The sequence below is a fragment of the Nitrosomonas mobilis genome, from assembly GCF_900103035.1.
Lineage (GTDB): Bacteria > Pseudomonadota > Gammaproteobacteria > Burkholderiales > Nitrosomonadaceae > Nitrosomonas > Nitrosomonas mobilis.
This window is the reverse complement of record NZ_FMWO01000049.1, coordinates 34,816-53,704: the sequence shown is the minus strand read 5'-3', so window position 1 is coordinate 53,704 and position 18,889 is coordinate 34,816. Positions and strand designations below refer to the sequence as shown.

Sequence of the window (18,889 nt, the reverse complement as noted above, 5' to 3'; positions counted from 1 at the left end):
CTATGCCTGACCAAACTCTTTCCGCATGGCAATTATTCGTGTCGCATTGGATGTTCCGCTTGATTGCCTGTTTGATTATGTCTCCGAGGAAACAAGCTCGACGGATATAGGATTGCGGGTCCGCGTTCCGTTTGGTAAGCGCGAAGCAATCGGCATTATTCTGGATGTATGCGCAGCAACACAAATTACCGCTGACAAACTGAAACCAATCCATCAACTTTATCGCGAAATTCCACCATTACCTCACGACCTGATTGAACTGTATCGGTTTTGCAATCGCTATTATCACCACCCGATCGGTCAGGTGGTCATGAACAGTTTACCGGCATTGCTACGTAAAACTCGATCTGTTACTTGCAAACCCGATGGCGTGCTGTTATGGAAGCTGACGTCTATTGGTCAAACAGTCGGAATCGACACTATCCCGGCACGTAGCAAAACCAAGCGCGAACTGCTCCGGCTATTGCAGCAAAACCGGCAAACCACCGCAGCTTTTCTCGGTGAGATCACCCCACACACCCGCAAACTGCTGCGTGAATTAGTTGCTTCAGGCTGGGCGGAAGAAACCGTGGTCAGCCGCGGGCAGCAGACTACTACCGTCACAACTGCGCCAGCAGCAACGGCAGAACAGGCCGAAGCCATCGCCGCGATGACGGCGATGGCCAATCAATTCACCCCTTGGCTGTTACAGGGTGTGACCGGCAGCGGCAAGACCGAAGTTTATCTGCAAGTAGCCGCCACCATTCTGGCGCAGCAGAAACAGGTATTGATCCTGGTGCCGGAAATCAACCTGACACCACAGCTGGAAGCTATCTTTAGACAGCGCTTTCCTGCCAGCCCATTGATCAGTCTGCATAGTGGGGTCACTGACAACGAACGCCTGCAAGGTTGGTGTCAGGCGCAGCATCAGCAAACCGGCATTGTACTCGGCACCCGGCTTGCGATTTTTACACCCTTTGCCAATCTGGGGCTGATCGTCATTGACGAAGAACAGGATTCTTCCTTCAAGCAACAGGATGGATTACGTTACAGCGCGCGCGACCTCGCCATTTATCGTGCCAAGCAACTCGACATTCCAATCATTCTGGGCTCCGCCACTCCATCGCTGGAGAGCTACTATCACGCAATTAACGGCCATTACAAGCATTTACGGCTACGCACCCGCGCCGCCAGTCAGGCACGCCTGCCTGCCATCCGCTGTATTGACTTACGGATTGTCAAAGCGCAGGAGGGCCTGACCGAGCCAGTCCTGAACGCTTTGCGTGAAACCACTGCACAAAATTTGCAGAGCCTGGTATTTATCAATCGTCGTGGTTACGCTCCGGTCCTGCTGTGTAAATCCTGCCGCTGGACAGCAACCTGCACGCGCTGTTCCAGCCGGCTGGTATTTCATCTGCCCGCTCGCCAGCTGCGCTGCCATTACTGCGGCTATCAGCAATCGGTACCATCGGCCTGCCCGCAATGCGGTGACCAGGATATCCTGCCATTTGGTCATGGAACACAGCGTATCGAATCTGCCCTGATCAACCATCTGCCTGATGCCCGTATCATGCGGGTGGATCGCGACAGCATCCGCCGCAAGCATGCCTGGCAAGCTATACTGACCACGATTCAGCAAAAAAAGGTTGACATCCTGGTCGGTACACAGCTATTGGCAAAAGGTCATGATTTTCCCAATCTGGCGCTGGTATGCATTATCAATCCGGATGCATCACTTTACAGCGCCGATTTTCGTGCGGAGGAACAGCTATTTACGCAGCTGATGCAGGTTGCCGGGCGCGCAGGCAGAGCGGAAACACCCGGCACTGTGCTCATCCAGACAGAATTCCCTCATCATCCGATCTATCAGGCACTGATGCGTCAAGACTACGATCATTACGCGCAGCAAATGCTGAAGGATCGCCAGGCGATGAATTTCCCACCTTTTGCCTATCAGGCGGCTTTGCGTGCCGAGGCACCAGTCATTCAGGATGCGCTGGCTTTTCTGGGAAAAGCCAGCGCTGCCAGTCAGAACAGGCATTCCAAGCAGATTCAGCTGTTCGATCCGGTGCCCGCTCCTATGATGCGCCTGAATGGCATGGAACGCGCCCAGTTGCTCGTGCAGGCAGACTCGCGCAAGTCCCTGCAACATTTTCTAACCGACTGGCAGCCGCACTTGGTCGCCTTGCCCACCGGCAGTAAATTACGCTGGCATCTGGATATCGACCCCATTTCCCTATGAAAACCGATCTGCACACCCCTATGATGCGTCAGTATCTGGGAATCAAGGCACAGCATACCGATAAGCTGGTGTTTTACCGCATGGGAGATTTCTATGAGCTGTTCTTTGAAGATGCCGAAAGAGCCGCGCGGCTACTGGATATCACTTTGACCCAACGCGGCACTTCTGCTGGCCAGCCCATCAAAATGGCAGGTGTGCCCTATCATGCGGCTGATCAGTATTTGGCAAGACTGGTCAAGCTTGGGGAGTCCGTTGCCATTTGTGAGCAGATTGGCGATCCTGCCACCAGCAAGGGACCGGTAGAGCGTAAGGTCGTCCGCATCATCACCCCCGGCACCCTAACCGATGCCGCCCTGCTGGAAGCCCACCGCGAGAGCATTCTGCTGGCGCTGACACTATACCGCGGCACTATTGGCCTTGCCTGGCTCAACCTCGCGGCAGGCGATCTGCGAGTGCTGGAAACCTTGCCGGAAAACCTCGCCAACGAACTGGAACGGCTGCGCCCAGCGGAGTTGCTGCTGCCGGAATCATTTCCGAAGCAATTCAGACCAGCAAACAATGCCATTACCTGCAGACAGCTACCCGACTGGCAGTTCGACTTTGATCGCGCCGTCTCCCAGCTGACGCGTCATTTCGGCACACGCGACCTGAATGCATTCGGCTGCGAACAGCTTCATCCTGCTATGCAGGCTGCAGGGGCACTCCTACAATATATACATCTGACGCAACATACAGCCGACGGCGAAGATGGCGGTTCCGCACCCAGCCATGTCCGTACTCTACAGGTTGAAAAATCAGAAAATTATCTGCGTATGGATGCCGCCACTCGACGTAATCTGGAGCTGACAACCACACTCAGCGGTGAAAACGCACCCACTCTGCTTTCGGCGCTAGATACTTGTGCAACCAGCATGGGCAGTCGGCTGCTACATCACTGGCTGCATCATCCCCTGCGAGATATCACGATACTCAAGAAGCGGCTTGCAACCGTATCCGCTTTGTTCAACTCTGCCGATAGCCCGTACTATCCTGTCATTCAGGAAAAATTCAAACAACTGACCGACATTGAGCGCATCACCAGCCGAATCGCCCTGAAAACCGCACGGCCACGCGATTTATCAGGTCTACGCGATAGCCTGTGCATCTTGCCAGCGGTCACTGAATATCTGGCTGCAGGCAAAGTGGACGCCATTGCCCGCTTCGCCGAAGCGCTGACCGCAGAAACCGCGTTGACCGAATTACTCATCCAGTCCCTGCAGCCCGTTCCTGCTGTTGTCATTCGCGAAGGTGGCGTCATTGCCACTGGTTATGATGCCGAGCTCGATGAATTGCGGGCACTGGATGAAAACTGCGGACAATTTCTGCTGGCTCTGGAAGCGCGTGAACGTGAGCGTACCGGCATCGCCACACTGAAAGTCGAGTACAACCGGGTGCATGGTTTCTATATCGAGGTCACTCACGCAAACAGCGAAAAAATCCCACCGGATTACCGTCGCAAGCAAACCCTGAAAAATGTCGAACGCTACATCACTTCGGAGCTGCAAGACTATGAACACAAGGCGTTGACAGCTCGTGAGCAAGCACTGGCACGTGAAAAATTCCTCTATGACATGCTGCTGACGCAGCTGGAAGTTTATATTCCGTCGTTGCAGCGCATTGCAAAGAACATTGCCGAGCTCGACGTCCTGTGCGCGTTTGCCGAGCGTGCCTGCCTGTCCGGCTATCGCGAACCGGACTTCACCCCCTACCCCATCATCAACATAGAAGCCGGCCGCCATCCTGTTGTGGAAAACCAGGTGCTGCAATACATTGCCAATGACTCGCTTTTGGGCGCGGTCACACGTACCGGCCGAAAAATGCTGATCATCACCGGTCCGAACATGGGAGGCAAATCGACCTACATGCGCCAGACCGCGCTGATTGTACTGCTGGCGCATTGTGGCAGTTTCGTTCCAGCAAAATACGCGCAGATCGGCCCTATTGACCAGATTTTCACGCGTATTGGCGCGTCCGACGATTTAGCGGGGGGGCGTTCCACGTTTATGGTGGAAATGACCGAAGCTGCCAATATCCTGCGTAACGCAACTGAACAAAGCCTGGTGTTGGTTGACGAAATTGGACGCGGCACTTCCACTTTCGATGGCCTTGCGCTGGCATTTGCCATTGCGCGTCACCTGCTGACGCGCAATGGCAGCTATACCTTATTCGCCACACACTATTTTGAGCTGACTCATCTCATCGAGGAATTTCAACAGGCAGCTAATTTCCATTTCACCGCCGTGGAACACAAGCAGCGCATCGTGTTTCTTCACCAGATACAGGAGGGTCCAGCCAGTCAGAGCTATGGCCTGCATGTCGCTGCCCTCGCCGGCGTGCCCGCAAGCGTCATCCGCTCCGCCAGAAAAATACTGACAAAACTGGAACAAGAAGCCAGTAACAGAAACCCGCAGAAGTCCCTGTTCGACGACATAGAAAAAAATAACAACCCACCTCCGCCCCACCCACTACTTACCTATTGCCGCCAGCTCAACCCCGATCATCTCTCACCCAAAGAAGCACTCGAACAGCTTTATCTGATCAAATCAATTCTGGAGAGAAAGGAGTAGCTTCAGGTGATGTTTTATGAATGGTGGTGCCAGTTCATACCCGAGCTTTTTGCCGATCATGACATCTGCTCCTTGGTTATCTAACCGTTACCGATGGTTTGTCACCTTCAAGCTTCCAGTCCTTTCTGGAACCTTGAATTTTTGGAAGCATCCTATAGATTAGGCTATAATGCGCAGTTCCAGTTCAAATGTGTTCGGCAAGCCTGATTCTCCATAAATATGGTGAGCGCGTCACTAAAAAAATTGAAAATTTAGTAGTATTAACAACTTAAATTCTGAAAATGAAACGTACCTATCAACCATCCGTTATTCGTAGAAAACGTACGCATGGCTTCCGTGTTCGCATGCGCACAAAAAGCGGTCGAGCAATCATCAGTGCACGCAGAGCCAAGGGCAGAGTACGGTTAAGCGTGTAACCGACCACCTGTTGAAGGAAATTTGGGTTTTTATATGCTGACAAATTTCTGTGTGTGTTGCTGACGATAAAAACACTGCCTGCTCTGCGGAAACTGACTCGCTCGCAGCGATTACAGCAGGCTGAAGAGTTTCGATCTGTGTTGCAAAACAGAGTAACTTTCACCGGAAACTACCTTCGATTGCATATCAAGCCCAATCATTCTGATTTTGCACGGCTTGGTTTAATCGTTGCCAAGCGAATTGAACATAAAGCAGTCAGGCGTAATCGAATCAAGCGTATTGTCAGAGAAACTTTTCGCTTACAGCAGCAAACGATTAGCGGGCTTGATTGCGTGATACAGCTGAGGAATCCTGTTGATACTTCAACAAATTATGTTAGTCTTCGTCCAGAAGCATTAATGCTGCTGGCGAGAGCTGAAGGATATCTTCAAAAATATGCAGCGATTACTGATTAACCTTATTAAATGCTATCAGATTTGTTTAAGCTCTCTGACGCCGCCATCTTGCCGGTTTTATCCGACCTGCTCAAATTATGCGCAGGAAGCATTGGCAAAGCATGGTGTAATAGCAGGTGTATGGCTCAGTATCAAACGAATATTCCGTTGCCATCCCTGGAATCCAGGTGGTCACGATCCGGTTCCTTGATGCTCATAAACGTCACATCTACCAAGCAATAATATCTCCACTCCAAACCAGCAGTATTACTAATATTCAGACATCAGATCAAAAATGGATGCCAAAAGAATCGTACTTTTCGTCATTTTTTCAACTTCGCTGCTTTTTTTATGGGAAGCATGGATTAACGAGCAGGCGCGTATTGAACAAATTCATGCAGCTGCTGACTCAGATAAAACTAGCCAGGTTGATCCCGATTTGCCAGTCCCCGGTGATTCATTAACTGAAACCAGTTCGGCGGGGGAAAGTAGCCAGATTCCTGAGAATGCGGATGCCAGGGATATTGTGACTCCACGACTACTGCCAACTGGTGAACAGATAAAAGTTGTGACTGATATGGTGGTCGCGGAAATCGATACAGTTGGCGGAGATTTACGACGTCTAGAGTTACGAAAACATCCTTCCACCGAAGACAAAAATACGCCTTATGCCTTGCTGCAAAGCCAGGCATCACGTATTTATGTTGCGCAATCAGGACTGATTGGGGAAGAGTTGCCCAACCATAAAACGGTTTATCGGCCAGAATCTGCTAAACGTCAATATGAAATGGCGGCAGGTGAAAATGAAATCACTATTCGTTTACTGGCGGATGAAACGAATCATGTGCAGGTAACCAAAATTTACACTTTTCATCGCGACAGCTATGTGATCGACGTAAATTTTGAAATAAAAAATACTGGTGAGAACACGCTACGTCCATTTGCATATTATCAGATGCTGCGTGACAGCATCCCTCCCCCAAGTAACACATTGATGGATCATTCTTATACCGGTGCAGCAATTTACACCGAGGCGGAAAAATTCAAAAAAATCCCTTTCTCGGATATGGACAGCAATAATGTCGACTATCCGACTAATGCGGACAACGGCTGGATTGCCATGCTGGAGCATTATTTTTTGTCCGCATGGCTGCCGGGGCCAGGCCAGCCACGTGAGTTTTTTGCCAAACGGCAAAATGAGAATCTCTATACCACAGGCATTATTCTGCCGGTTGATGAGATCGCTCCGGGTAGCACGAGAACTTCTTCCATACGACTTTATGCGGGACCGCAGGAGCAGGATAATCTGGCAAAACTTGCACCTGGTCTGGAATTTACGGTTGATTATGGCTGGCTGACGATTATCGCGGTTCCTTTATTCTGGCTGCTGTCTTTTTATCATTCCCTGGTTGATAACTGGGGTTTGGCAATTATTATGCTAACCGTGACTGTCAAGGTTCTGTTTTTCCCCCTGTCTGCCGCAGGTTATCGTTCGATGGCCAAGCTACGTCAAGTGACGCCCAAGCTAAAACGGATTCAGGATCAATATAAAGGTGATCGTCAGCGCATGCACCAAGCAATGATGGATTTCTATAGGGAAGAAAAAATCAATCCTCTTGGTGGCTGCTTACCTATTTTAGTGCAGGCACCTGTTTTTATTGCATTATTCTGGACATTGCTTGCGGCGGTAGAGTTGCGTTACGCACCTTTTGCGCTATGGATAAATGATTTATCTACGCCTGATCCCTACTATATATTGCCTGTTCTGATGGGTATATCGATGTTTATGCAGACCAAGTTGAACCCTACACCAACTGACCCCATTCAGGCACGCGTCATGCAGATTATGCCCGTTGCTTTTAGCGTTTTCTTCTTCTTCTTTCCGGCTGGCCTGGTACTGTATTCACTGGTCAGCAACGTCCTGTCAATTGCCCAGCAATGGCAAATTACCCGCATGTATGACAAACCTGCCGTATCAGCCGAAAATACCAATAAAAGCAAGGAAAAATAATCAATCGCGCCTGATTACTGCGGGCTCTTGCGGGTGGTATGTCTATGCCCGTTAGCCCTTCGGGTAATCACGACATCATCGCAGCAGTTGCCACGCCGCCCGGAAGGGGCGGTGTCGGCATCATCCGTATTTCCGGGAAAAATCTACAACTGCTGGCAAGAGTCATTCTGGGCAAATTACCCGAACCTCGCCGTGTAGAGTTTGGTGGTTTTCTTGGCGAACACGGACAAGTGCTTGATCGGGGAATCCTGCTGTATTTTCCCGCTCCACACTCCTATACGGGTGAAGATGTGGTCGAGCTCCATGGGCACGGCGGCCCGGTCATCATGAACCTCTTGCTGACACGCTGTCTGCAGCTCGGTGCGCGTCTTGCCCAGCCCGGGGAATTCACGTTACGTGCCTTTCTGAACGATAAAATGGATCTGTTGCAGGCAGAAAGTGTGGCTGATCTGATCGACGCGAGCACAGCTGATGCCGCCCGTTGCGCGATGCGCTCTCTGAATGGTGAGTTTTCGGCGGCTATTTCCCGACTGGTGCAGGCATTGATCGAGCTGCGCGTGCTGGTCGAAGCCACACTCGATTTTCCCGAAGAAGAGCTGGATTTTCTGCAATCCGCACAGGCGATTCAACAGTTACAAGCCATACAACAGCAACTGGCGCGAGTGCTGGCTGCATCCCGTCAGGGCGCATTACTGCAGTCCGGTATCAATATCGTGCTAGTTGGTCAGCCCAACGTGGGGAAATCCAGCTTACTGAATCAACTGGCACATGAGGATATTGCCATTGTGACTGAATTTCCCGGCACCACGCGCGACACCATCCGCCAGTCGATCGAAATTGAGGGCATTCCGCTGCATCTGGTCGATACGGCCGGCCTCAGAGAAACCAGCGATGTGATTGAGCAACAGGGCATTGCCCGCACCCATGCAGCAGCAAGACAGGCAGGGCTAGTACTGCTGGTGCTGGACAGTCGCCAGGGTATGACCGCAGCAGACCAGGACATTCTGAACAATCTTCCGCAGGAACTACCGGTATTGACGATTTACAACAAAATCGATTTATCAGCCGAGATACCCCGCATAGCTGAAAATGAATACGGCATGGTCATTTACCTGTCGGCTAAAAACGGCGAAGGCATTGATCTGTTGAAAAACGCGTTACTCCAGGCAATTGGCTGGCAAGGCAATATTGCCGGTGAAGGACTCTACATGGCGCGGCAAAGGCATTTACAGGCATTGGCCAGCGCCAGTCAGCACCTACAAACTGCCGCCACCCTGCTGGACGAAGGTAATACGCTTGAATTACTCGCTGAAGAACTGCGTTTGGCTCAACAAGCGTTATCTGCCATCACCGGTGAATTTACTGCAGACGATCTGCTTGGTAGCATTTTCTCAAATTTCTGTATCGGAAAATAAGCAGCAGACTTTGGAAACCGGGATGCTCGTTTAGAAATTCTGTCTTAACGCCTCGACCACCGGCACCCGCGATACCTGCCGAGCAGGAAGCAGGGCAGCCAATATGGTAGCGATGCAACCAATACCGAATGCAATCAGCAGTACCACTGGCACGACCTGAATACGAGCGGTATAGCCCAAATCAGCGTTGGGTGGGGGTGGCATCGGGATACCAATTGCAGAAATCCCCATCGCCAGTGATAAACCGATCCCAATACCGAGCCCGCTGCCGATCAGTCCCAGCAGCAGATTTTCCTGCATGATCAACAAGAACACCTGACTGCTGCGGTTGCCGAGCGCCATCATCGTACCAAATTCCCCAACGCGCTCGAAGATACTCATATTGACACTGTTAGCAACACTCAACAACACCATGATCAGGATGATGATCTGTAATACTCCAAACTGGCCTTTATACATTTCAACCGTTTTTTCGTAAAAATCGTTTAGTTCCACCCAGGTTTTGATTTCCAGTCCCAATGCATCGAGCTGGCTGGCGAGTTGTTCTGCCACCTGATCGGTATCCTTGGTATTTTGCAGCAGAATGACGAGCGCGTTGACACCAGGTGTGCCAATTAATTCCTGCGCGGCAGGCAGTGGAATTTTAACCGCGCGTGCATCATAATCGTTGGAAAAACTCTGAAATACACCGATCACCTCGAAATCAAGACTGTTCAGAGCACCATCCAGCGTGTTCGCCAGCAGCGTAATATGATCGCCCGGGAAAAGCTTAAGTGCTTTTGCCACTCCTTGACCCAGCAGAATGCCGAAATCGTCGCTATCCGCCAGCTGCCGACCTGCGGTGATAACTACCGAACTGCCAAGCTCGGCTTCCTTTGTTGGCTGTACTCCTTCCCCGATAATAGGCAAATCGCTGCGGCCATTGTTGAGCAGTCCAGAGAAATTCAGCCGTGACATACTGGTGTAAAATTTTTTGACGCCGATCGACTCGGCAATCTGCCGGTTCAGTTGATCGGGATCGTTGATCAGGTACTTCTCGGGTGAACGCGTACCGGAAGCAAAATAGCCCTGCCGATAAACCTGTAGATGGCCACTTTGTGAATGAATCAGCGCCTCGCCCAATTGCACATAGATATCATTCACCCAGCCACCAGCCAGAATGATCCCCGCCACGCCGCTGATAATTGCGGCCAGCGTCATCATTGTCTGCATTTTCTGGCGGAAGATATTACGCAGGGCTAGTTTGAACATGATTTATCGAGAACCTAACAGGGAGTTTTCAAAAAACTGGAATAATTCTGTTGCCGAAATTTCGTTCGTTTGATTGGTTAATGCTTGAACACTTCCTCAATGCGGCACAAGCGCGCATCTATTAGCCGCAACGTGGTATACCCGTCCCACACGATAAACCCGATCAGACCAAACACACCGGCAATCATCGCCAACATGAGCGGTTGCAGAAACTCAAAGCGCTGATCCATCAACTCCTGTATAGCTGCAAACCGCATATCCATCTTGTCTTCCAGCGACTTCTGCCCAGCCTTTATTTCAGCGAGCTGACCCAATGATCTCTCCCGGTCAGAGATGCGCGGAGCGATATCGACTGCAGCCGCAGGTAGAGCAAGCATGACAAAATGTGGATTTTTAGAGGTACCCATGATCCACATGATGGTACATCAAAAAAACTGCTGATGCGTCATATTGCCGCAAACAATGATACCGCCCGCAGCCCGTCTCTCCAATCTACAGAAGTGTAAAATTTCTCGACATCAGCGGTTATGCCGCAGCGCATCGACGATCTGCATGCGCGAGGCTTTCCACGCGGGATAAACGCTGGCGATGAGTGTGGTGAGGATAGCCAACACCAGTGCTTCCAGCGCCATCGGCAGGGTAACTAGAATCTCGCCAGTGTAACCACGCGCCATACCCGGAGGCGGAGGCATGGGAATGCCGATGGACGAGATGATCTGCGCCAGTATCAGGCCAACCACCAGCCCGATCAGCCCGCCGATCGCGCCAATCAATGCACCCTCGCTAAGAAACTGCCGCAGAATGTCGGATTTCTTTACACCTAACGCCATGGCGGTACCGATCTCACCGGTGCGCTCCATTACGCTGCGGCTCATGGTATTAGAGATGGAAAGCAAAATAATCAATGCGATGATTATCTTGATACCCTGCACCTGCTTGGTGAACAACACAATAGTTTTATTATAGAAATCCGCGAGTTCATACCAAGGCACAACCTCAAACTGATCCGCTGGCAGCGTAGTTTTCAATTTTGCCAACACCGCATCGGTGTCGCCGGTATCCGCCAGCAGCACAATCCAGCGATGCACGCCTTGCGTGTGCAACAATTGCCGCGCGGTATCAATTGGCAAGCGCAGGGCGTTGTCATCGTAGGATTTGGTCACTGTCGTAAACAGCCCACCCACCGTCACCTCCACCGCATTGATCCCCCCCGTGGCGGTATTGACCAGCAACACCACCGTATCGCCGACCGCTACACCCAGATTGCGCGCCAACCCCTCGCCGACGATGATCTGATTGGGTGCGTTGACCGATAAATGCTCACCGGCAGATATTTGCAGCGCATCACCGAAAAACCGTTGTTCAGCGGGATCCACCCCTTCACCAATGAAAGATAGTGTCGCCTCCCCATGACTGATCAGGCCGCTAAAATTAAGCCGTGGCACAATCACCCGGATTTGATCTGCATCAGCATCAAGTGTAAAGAAATTCGACAAACTGCCGGATAGCAGATAAGCATAGGGATCGGCCTTGCCTGCTTCAAGATAACCTGGCCGCATGATCTGCAGATGACCGAGCTGAGAACGGATCGATGTTTCGCGAAAATCCTGAAAAATCCACTGGATGAAGCCACTGGCTATAATCAGCGCAGTGATACCGAATGCCACCGCGCCTAATGCCATGAAACTGCGACTTTTCTGGCGTAACAGGCTTCGCAAGGCGAATTTTATTTCAATAATCATGAATATTAAAATAATGTGTTTCTATAAAATGTACCTTCGATAAAACAGGATAATAGAACAATCGCTAAACATAAACTTATAACTTTTTAAAAAACTCATGGAAATAAGCAATGCACTGCGTGCGTGGTTAGATCTGCTGGGCACTTCTCAGGTGTTGGCCAGCGAAGCCGCACAACGCTATTACGGTCAGTGCACGACTGGAGCAACCCGCAAAATTGCCGCAGCCCTCAGGCCCTGCCGGAAAGACGAGATTGTTGAGATTGTAAAAATTGCGCAGGCGCACAAGACGCCGCTTTATCCGATCAGTACTGGCCATAACTGGGGGTACGGTACGGCACTGCCGGCTATTGATAACTGTGTAATTCTCGATCTTTCCGCATTAAACCAGATCATCGATTTTGATGTAGAAGCCGGTATCGTAACGCTCGAACCAGGCGTCACTCAGGAGCAGCTTGCCAAATTTCTCGATCAAGGTAACCATCCCTACATGGTACCGGTGACTGGTGCCGGTCCAACTTGCAGCATACTGGGCAATGCACTCGAACGTGGCTACGGTATTACCCCTATTGCGGATCACTTTGCTGCGGTGATGGCTATTCAGGCAGTACTAGCGGATGGCAGCCTCTATCAATCGGCGCTGACCGGGCTAGGTGGCGAGCACCTCGACCGAGCGTTCAAGTGGGGAATAGGCCCTTATATCGATGGTATTTTTTCACAGGGAAGCTTTGGCATCGTAACGCAGATGTCTATTGCACTGGCGCGGCGTCCGGCAGCCATCCAGTCTTTTCTGTTCGGGTTGCAGCAGCCCGCCCAACTTGGTGAGCTGGTGGTACGCATCCGTGAAGTGATTGCGCGTTATCCTGGTGTGGTTGGCGGAGTCAATCTGATGAATGCCCATCGCGTGTTGGCGATGACAACGCCTTATCCCAGAGATCACGTACCGATAGGAGAGACCATCCCGCCCCAAATACTTGCGGAACTGTGCCGAGATAACCAGGTGATGCCATGGACCGGCTTTGGTACCCTGTATGGTTCCAAGGGAGTCGTAAAAGCAGCAAGACGTGAAATCCGCGCGCTATTGTCGCCCTTCGCATCGCGACTGATATTTATCAGCCCGGCACAGGCACGGGTGGGTGCCCGGCTTGGAAAGTGGTTGCCAGAAAGATTCAGATTCAAATTGGGTCAAAAACTGATAACCATCGAGCGTTCATTACAGCTTGTCGCCGGTTATCCAAATCAAACCGCACTGCCACTCTGCTATTGGCTCAAGGGTAATACACGGCCAGCAGATAGCATGGATCCAGCCCGGGATGGTTGTGGGTTGATCTGGTATGCGCCACTAGTGCCCATGAGGGCAGAAAGTGTTGCTCGCTATACGCAAATGGTCACCAATATCATGCAGCAATATAGGCTGGAACCGCTCATGACGCTGACAAGCTTGTCCGACCGGTGTTTTGACAGCACTTTGCCTTTGCTGTTTGATCGCAGCTCCGTATCTGCTCAACGTAATGCTGAAGCATGCCACCAAGCATTATTCGATGAAGGAAAAAAAGAGGGATTTTTGCCATATCGTGTTGGAATTGAGGGGATGACTTGGTTAACCAAAGAAAATTTTTCCTATTGGCAAGTAATATCTTCCTTGAAAAAAGCACTTGACCCAGAGACCATCATTGCGCCAGGTCGTTACATAAAATGATGCTTAAATACCACATGATGTCGAAAAACTTTACACAGAAAAATTTAGCACTAAAACAGGCATCAGCAAATCAGTATTATATATTTGTATTCAATTAGTTGCATAAATTGGCACGCTATGTGCTTTTATATAAATACAATGAGCATTCTCGTTGGTTTCACACTTTTAGCATTACTTTTATTTTTCTAATGGAGGCAGCTTATGAAAATCCAGTCATCTTTGCTAGCGTTAGGCGCGAGTATAGTGTTTAGTAACGTATTATTTACATCGGAAGCAAAAGCGCTTGTCTATGGTTCTTCAATATTTACCATCGAGAATTTCTTTCTCGTGAGTGACGCCCCCGGAAATCCCACCAAATCCACAGGCATCAATATTCTTAGCGAAAGTCGAAATGGCGAGATGGTTGTTGGATTGAACGGTATCCAAACTGGAAGCACAGATACTACGTCCGTTCCTGCTGCCACTTTAAATCTAGCCCCGATTTGCTTGGGTACATCTTGCCCTGGTGCAGCGGACGAAAGCACGGTTGCATTTACAACCGGTACGTTGTCTCGTTCTGATATGAGTGTAAGCGGTAGTATCTTTGGTTCCGGTGGTCAAGGGTTCACACGTTCGGATGCCTATGCTGATACTGCAAACAACACAGGTAACGCAAACGCGACCATTGCTAACAATGTGCTGGCAACGCTTTCATTTACACTTAGCGAATCAGATACGCTTGCATTCAAAACCGATGCATCAGGTTTTCTTAAAGCATTTGTTGATCCAATCCATTTCGGTACTGGTAGCAATGCAAATGCCAGCATGAGTTTCTCGATTGATGTGACCAATAATGTGGGTGCCAATATCCTTAAATGGTCGCCTGGAGAATTGAATCGTGGTGTGTCGGCTTTTGCCAATGCTGGATTTAATAGCGTAGGCGGCGCATTTACGGAAACTAATTTATTCAGCCCTTTCGTTAACCTGTCCGCTGGTACATATAATGTAACAATTCAACAGAAAAGCACAGCACGTGAAGAGGCCAAAGTAGAAGTACCTGAACCTGGTTTGCTTGCTCTGATGGCAATTGGACTGCTGGGTTTCGCCGGTAGTGCGCGTCGTTTTTCTTGAGATATTTGTGGCAACAACACTTGACACATAGCACCTCAATCCATTCACAGGCTAAATAATAAAAAAGCCACCGGTTTAGAACCCGGTGGCTTTTTTGTGTCTTGTCAATTATTTGAATATCGCTTGATTTAGCGGATATCTGGTTGTTTGCGAGTAGCGGAAATATCCGTAGCAGCTTGCAAATAACCCAAATAGTCCCAATAACCCTGAAAGCTGTTTTTTTCATTCACCAGCCCCTCTCGCAAAAAAACCAAGTGTACTTTTGGTAAATTACAAAAAGCTACGCCTGGAAAAAAATGATGATAGGCATGCAGCGTAAAGTTCAGGTTGGGTAACAGCAGCTTTTCCCACCACCGCAGAATAATGAGAGGAGAGGATTCATTGACACTTGCCCGGGGCAGGTTGTAGACATGTTCAGTTACTGCACCTAGCCGCACGATAACCGGCAGGATGGTAATCAGCGGAATGATCCAATAAATCAAAAAGATGTCCCATGTCTGGGTATAAATCAGTCCTGTTGCAAGAATTGCATAAAAAACCGGGCGCACCCATTGCGGTACTGGATATGGACGTTTGAACGCATCCGTTTTCTCCAGCTGCTTTCCTTTCAGTATCTTAATGAAGCTCAAACCAAGCAGGTCACTCGCCAACAGTTTGGCCAGATGCCGTGGTGCCATTGGGAATGCCCAGTCTATTCCTGATTTACGCAGGAAATCAGGATCCCTGTCAGTAAAATAATGCTTATGGTGAGAAAGGTGGACATTGGCATAGCCCTGAACAGTAATACCCAATGGATAGGCGGCCAACAGATTGCAGATAATATCTCCCCAGCGTCCCCTGAATCCAAGGGAATGCACTTGCTCATGCACCAGTAAACCCAGAATATTCTGGCGCGTGGCGATGATGACAATAGCCAGAAAAGTCATCCAGAAGGCGTCGACATAAATTGCCAGACCCATGGCGGCAAAAACTACTCCCCAGGCAAAAATCGCTTGCATCAGAAATGCTTGGGGCTGGGCGCCACTGAGATTCTGAATTTCTCTTCGTGCTTGATCGGACAAACTGCTTTTATCACCCAACAGGGCTGGTGGAAGATAGGGCAGGTTATTCATAAGTACCTCCAAACTAAGTTGTATAAATGATTAGCTTTAAGGCATAACGGTATATTTTTGAGTAAATAAAGCGTTTGAAGCAGTAGTAATTTCAAGCATCGTGGGTTAGTACAAGCTCTGTTGCGCGAGCCATTGATTATTTGTCTGTGGTAAAAAACACTGCTGTCTAAAGGTTTTTCAGGTACTGTTATGCAGAATAAAACAAATAATTAAGGAGGCAGTATGCACACAGCCAGGGCAACTTTTTTTTGTGGCATCGTTTTATTTCTGGTTTTTACTTTTACTTATGCGCATGACCATTCAGGAGAGTGGCAAAAAATAGAAGTACCCAGTACCGCGATGACGGTGGCGGACGAGAATGGTGGCTATCGAGATATTAAACCAGGTTGCGCATTCAGCTATCTGCCGGATGAGGTCGCAGCAGGTCTTCCAAACCAGCCTTTCCATTTTTATTACCACGAAGGCAAGCAAAAAGACAAAACCCTGATCTATTTCAACAGTGGCGGGGCCTGCTGGAACGGCGCAACCTGTCTGGCTTCGCTGGTGGCAGGCGATCGCCCGGTTTATAACCCGGCAATCGATCATCCGGAAAACATACCGGGTGAAGTTGGCGGTATCCTGAAGCGAAAACAAAAAGACAATCCGGTTCGAGACTGGAATATGGTGTTCATTCCATATTGTACAGGGGATGCACATATTGGCTCGAAAGATGCAGTTTACATCGATCCACTAGGATTGATCAATGGTGGCAATCCGCTGATCGTACAACATCGCGGGTTTGATAATTTTATGGCGGTGCGCGAGTGGATCAAACACAATACACGCCGCAAAAAAATCAAGCATGTGTTGATAGCAGGCTCCAGCGCCGGGGCTTACGGTGCATTGCTTAATTTTGCCCGATTGCGGAATCTTTACTCAGAAAAAACGCAGGTCACCTTATTGGTAGATGCAGGAGTAGGAGTGTTCACGCAACCGTTTGTCGATTTGGTTTTCAATCAGGCGGATGGCGGCGCGTGGGACGCCAGTAATAATCTGGCAACGTGGGTTCCGGGCCTCGATCAGGCGGGGTCCTATGATTCGATGACGTTATACCCGCAAATCATGACAGGGCTGGCAGGTTTTTTCCCTAAAAGTCGTATCGGTCAATATACCGCTGCCTGGGACGGCGTGCAGCTATTGTTTCTGAATGTCATGCAGCAGACTAACGCGGGATCGGTCAATCCGCTGGAATGGAACAATATTCTCCCTCAAACCTGGCTGGAATGGCACGCAAGAATGCGACACACACTGGGCGTGACGGCGCGGAAAAAAAATGTGGGTTTTTATCTCGGTGCGGGCATGGATCATGCTGCCTTGATCGATGTATTCAGGCCCAACTATTTTTACGAGGAACGCAGCGCACAGAATCCTTATCTGACGGACTGGGTGAAACGGCTATTCGATGACGACAAAAAATGGAGCAATATTCTTCCTCAAACCTGGCTGGAATGGCACGCAAGAATGCGACACACACTGGGCGTGACGGCGCGGGAAAAAAATGTGGGTTTTTATCTCGGCACAGACACGGATCATGCTGCCTTGATCGATGTATTCAGACCCAACCATTTTTACGAGGAGCGCAGCGCTCAGGGTGTTTATCTGACGGACTGGGTGAAGCGGCTACTCGATGACGATAAAAAACTGCGCAGCCTGAGCTGCAGTGGTAATTGTGGTGCGCCTTTCTGACTGACGCAGGATATGAACTTCGCAAACCGCATCAACCGTGTCTGGCGAAGAATGCGGTTTGCCTTACGGGCACTTTTAAAATGTTTCCTTACACATCAATCATATGCTACGTCAACATTTTTTTATTCGCGCCTAGTTCTGCTTAGAACCTGTTCAGGGGAAATGGGTAGCCATCGCCCTTTCTTCGGGAGTCTAAGCGCTGTGTGTACGGTACCACAGTACTGAATTAAATAGCACCGCGCCCAGTATATTGCCAATGGTGACAGGAATCTGATTCCACAACCACCATTGCGAGATGGACACATCCGCACCAGCAAGAATGCCAACCGGGAATACAAACATATTAACGACCGCATGCTCAAACCCCAGCGCGAAGAAGGTGGCGAGCGGCAACCACATTAACATGACCTTTCCTGGCACGCTACGTGATGCTTTAGCAAAAACCGGGGCCAAGCTGACTAGCCAGTTACAAAGTACACCCATGCCAACTGCTGCAAACCAGCCATTTATACCATAATTTATATAGGAAGCTTTTTTCTCGGCAAGATGTGCAAGGGTAACCAACACACCTGGTGTGTCGGCCACGCCACCTTTAGTTAGCGAAAACCAAAGCAGCCAGGCAAAGAAAATACCACCCCCTAAGTTGGCAACAAAAGTCCATGACCAGTTACGTAACACGGCCTGCAATTTAATCCTCCCGGCAAGCATAGCCATCGGCATTACTGAAAAACTACCAGTTGCCATTTCCAGTCCCAATATAGCCAGCATGATATAGCCGACCGGAAACATCAAGCCAGCCGCTGCGGTTGGCCACCCTTGGGAAACAAGCAGTGCCGACAACGCTGTTGCATAGGCGAGAAAAGGCGTGCATAAAAACCCCCGCGTCATAACCTGTGTAACGCTGAACTTACTTTTTTTGACGGCGTCTTCGACCAGATCACGCCCCATCTGTAAAGGCAGCACTTGATCAAGAACGGTAGAGCTTTCTACCTTGGCCGGCGCGGTACCACCACCGGATGACAGCGCCTCGGCAGCAACGCTGGATTGAATGACATGCTCATTCTGACTGATAAAAGTTTGTTTGGTTTCTTTCATAATTCTTCTTGGATAGAAAGGTTAATTGAGAAAATTCCTGGCTGCCACGCACCT

The 18,889-nt window shown here is 49.8% G+C and carries 15 protein-coding genes; 10 read left to right on the top strand and 5 right to left on the bottom strand.

From position 1 onward, the window contains the following. Window positions 1-25 precede the first annotated feature (25 nt). From NSMM_RS08090 to mnmE, 7 genes are all read left to right on the top strand, one after another. The gene (locus NSMM_RS08090; RefSeq protein WP_090286415.1) at window positions 26-2,221 is read left to right on the top strand and encodes a primosomal protein N'; all 2,196 of its coding nucleotides are present in this window, start codon (window positions 26-28) and stop codon (window positions 2,219-2,221) included. Beyond that, window positions 2,218-4,827, top strand: a complete 2,610-nt coding sequence (gene mutS, locus NSMM_RS08085) for a DNA mismatch repair protein MutS (protein WP_090286413.1) — start codon at window positions 2,218-2,220, stop codon at window positions 4,825-4,827. Before NSMM_RS08090 ends, mutS begins: the two co-directional genes overlap by 4 nt. A 281-nt stretch (window positions 4,828-5,108) precedes the next feature. After that, window positions 5,109-5,243: a 50S ribosomal protein L34 gene (rpmH, locus tag NSMM_RS08080; protein ID WP_090286411.1), complete on the top strand. Its 135-nt coding sequence runs from the start codon at window positions 5,109-5,111 to the stop codon at window positions 5,241-5,243. A gap of 54 nt (window positions 5,244-5,297) precedes the next feature. Then, complete coding sequence (rnpA, locus tag NSMM_RS08075) at window positions 5,298-5,699, top strand: ribonuclease P protein component (protein WP_281200903.1); 402 nt, start codon at window positions 5,298-5,300, stop codon at window positions 5,697-5,699. Next, a complete protein-coding gene (yidD, locus tag NSMM_RS08070) occupies window positions 5,680-5,889 on the top strand; it encodes a membrane protein insertion efficiency factor YidD (RefSeq protein ID WP_090286409.1) in 210 nt (69 codons plus the stop codon). Before rnpA ends, yidD begins: the two co-directional genes overlap by 20 nt. Window positions 5,890-5,973: 84 nt before the next feature. Further along, a complete protein-coding gene (gene yidC, locus NSMM_RS08065) occupies window positions 5,974-7,689 on the top strand; it encodes a membrane protein insertase YidC (protein WP_090286407.1) in 1,716 nt (571 codons plus the stop codon). A 38-nt stretch (window positions 7,690-7,727) separates the two neighbouring features. Next, window positions 7,728-9,104: a tRNA uridine-5-carboxymethylaminomethyl(34) synthesis GTPase MnmE gene (gene mnmE, locus NSMM_RS08060; protein ID WP_218121047.1), complete on the top strand. Its 1,377-nt coding sequence runs from the start codon at window positions 7,728-7,730 to the stop codon at window positions 9,102-9,104. A 30-nt stretch (window positions 9,105-9,134) separates the two neighbouring features. Here mnmE and NSMM_RS08055 read toward each other — a convergent pair whose 3' ends face one another. The 3 genes from NSMM_RS08055 to NSMM_RS08045 form a co-directional block, all read right to left on the bottom strand. Then, entirely contained in the window at window positions 9,135-10,355 is a 1,221-nt protein-coding gene (locus NSMM_RS08055; protein WP_090286405.1) for an ABC transporter permease, read from the bottom strand. A gap of 77 nt (window positions 10,356-10,432) precedes the next feature. Continuing rightward, window positions 10,433-10,732: a hypothetical protein gene (locus tag NSMM_RS08050; RefSeq protein WP_218121046.1), complete on the bottom strand. Its 300-nt coding sequence runs from the start codon at window positions 10,730-10,732 to the stop codon at window positions 10,433-10,435. Window positions 10,733-10,873: 141 nt separating this feature from the next. Next, window positions 10,874-12,097, bottom strand: a complete 1,224-nt coding sequence (locus NSMM_RS08045; protein WP_090286401.1) for an ABC transporter permease — start codon at window positions 12,095-12,097, stop codon at window positions 10,874-10,876. Window positions 12,098-12,194: 97 nt separating this feature from the next. Between NSMM_RS08045 and NSMM_RS08040 the strand changes: the two genes are divergently transcribed. Further along, the gene (locus NSMM_RS08040; RefSeq protein ID WP_090286398.1) at window positions 12,195-13,793 is read left to right on the top strand and encodes an FAD-binding protein; all 1,599 of its coding nucleotides are present in this window, start codon (window positions 12,195-12,197) and stop codon (window positions 13,791-13,793) included. A gap of 201 nt (window positions 13,794-13,994) precedes the next feature. Beyond that, the gene (locus NSMM_RS08035) at window positions 13,995-14,903 is read left to right on the top strand and encodes a PEP-CTERM sorting domain-containing protein (RefSeq protein ID WP_090286396.1); all 909 of its coding nucleotides are present in this window, start codon (window positions 13,995-13,997) and stop codon (window positions 14,901-14,903) included. Between the two features lie 128 nt (window positions 14,904-15,031). On the opposite strand, the gene NSMM_RS08030 is transcribed toward NSMM_RS08035, so the two are convergent. Further along, window positions 15,032-16,015 carry a fatty acid desaturase gene (locus tag NSMM_RS08030; protein ID WP_090286394.1) on the bottom strand — a complete coding sequence of 328 codons (984 nt, stop codon included), beginning with the start codon at window positions 16,013-16,015 and terminating at the stop codon, window positions 15,032-15,034. A gap of 222 nt (window positions 16,016-16,237) precedes the next feature. Between NSMM_RS08030 and NSMM_RS08025 the strand changes: the two genes are divergently transcribed. Further along, window positions 16,238-17,740, top strand: a complete 1,503-nt coding sequence (locus NSMM_RS08025) for a pectin acetylesterase-family hydrolase (RefSeq protein WP_090286392.1) — start codon at window positions 16,238-16,240, stop codon at window positions 17,738-17,740. Window positions 17,741-17,932: 192 nt separating this feature from the next. Here NSMM_RS08025 and NSMM_RS08020 read toward each other — a convergent pair whose 3' ends face one another. Then, window positions 17,933-18,835, bottom strand: coding sequence for a formate/nitrite transporter family protein (locus NSMM_RS08020; protein ID WP_090286390.1), 903 nt, complete (start codon window positions 18,833-18,835; stop codon window positions 17,933-17,935). Window positions 18,836-18,889: the final 54 nt, after the last annotated feature.